The organism is Sphingobacterium sp. NGMCC 1.201703 (assembly GCF_047784615.1).
Classification (GTDB): domain Bacteria; phylum Bacteroidota; class Bacteroidia; order Sphingobacteriales; family Sphingobacteriaceae; genus Sphingobacterium.
On record NZ_JBLOHD010000015.1, the window covers coordinates 1 to 1,220 of the forward strand.

Here is a 1,220-nt window from a genome sequence, read left to right on the forward strand (position 1 = left end):
TGTAAGTGTCCCAAAAAATCATACAGCTTAAAACTGGACATAAATGTTTAGATTTAAGTAATAAAATGAAAAAAACACGTTTTACAGAAAGCCAGATTGTTCGAGCACTCAAAGAGGGCGAAGAAGGCAGAAAGACCGAAGACATCTGCCGTGAGCTGGAAATTAGCAAGGCCACATTTTATAATTGGAAGAGCCGTTACGGTGGCATGGAAGCCTCAGATGTCAAACGCCTAAAGGAACTTGAGGAAGAAAATGCACGTTTGAAAAAGATGTTTGCCGAACTGAGTATGAACCATGATATCCTAAAAGAAGTCATCACAAAAAAAGGTTGGGGCTCCGGCAGCAAAAACAGTTAATCCAGGAGATTGTCCTGGATCACGGTTTGAGTGTCACCGGAGCCTGCAAATTGACAGGCATGTGCCGTTCACAATATTACTATGTTAGTAAGAAAGATGACAGTGCAGTCATATCTGCATTAGATGATCTGTCCGCCAAACATCCTGTATATGGATTCCGAAAACTTTACGCTTATCTGCGTAGAGCGGGGAATCCCTGGAATCACAAAAAAGTTTATCGGGTGTATAAGCTATTAAATATGAACAAGAAGCGGCGTGGCAAACGTCGGCTACCTGCTCGGGAGAAACAGCCTCTGGAACAACAGGTCAGCATTAATCAAAAATGGAGCATGGACTTTATGAGCGATAGCTTGGCCAGCGGAAATAGGTTTAGAACTTTTAATGTGATGGATGACTGTTCCCGTGAGATATTGTGTATCGAAATAGCTACTTCAATTTCTTCTTTGCGGGTAACTCGGACACTTGAACAAATCATAGACTGGCGGGGCAAACCGCTCTGTCTACGCGTAGATAATGGTCCTGAATTCACCAGCCATCATTTTGAGCTCTGGTGTAAAGACCAAGGCATCGCTATTCAATTTATCCAGCCCGGTAAGCCTATGCAGAACGGCTACATCGAACGGTTCAACCGAAGCTATCGCAAAGAAATTTTGGATGCTTATTTATTTTTCAACTTGTCAGAAGTAAGAGAACATACCCAGGCATGGATGGATGAATATAATAACAATAGACCCCATGAAGGTCTTGGGAATCTTACACCAACGGAATTATCAAAAAATATTAGACACAAACAACAAATAAATCAATTAGTAACGTAAATTAGAAAAGTCCAATCTCAGCTGTCGGAAAAATGGGCTACTTACA

Annotated in this window: 1 protein-coding gene; it reads left to right on the forward strand. The window is 41.4% G+C overall.

Translation table 11 applies throughout. From position 1 onward, the window contains the following. The first annotated feature begins 65 nt into the window (after positions 1-65). A protein-coding gene (locus ACK8HY_RS22985; RefSeq protein ID WP_416134980.1) for an IS3 family transposase occupies positions 66-1,174 on the forward strand; the annotation gives its coding sequence in 2 pieces (ribosomal slippage) (positions 66-327 and positions 327-1,174; 1,110 coding nt in all). The last annotated feature ends 46 nt before the right edge of the window (positions 1,175-1,220 follow it).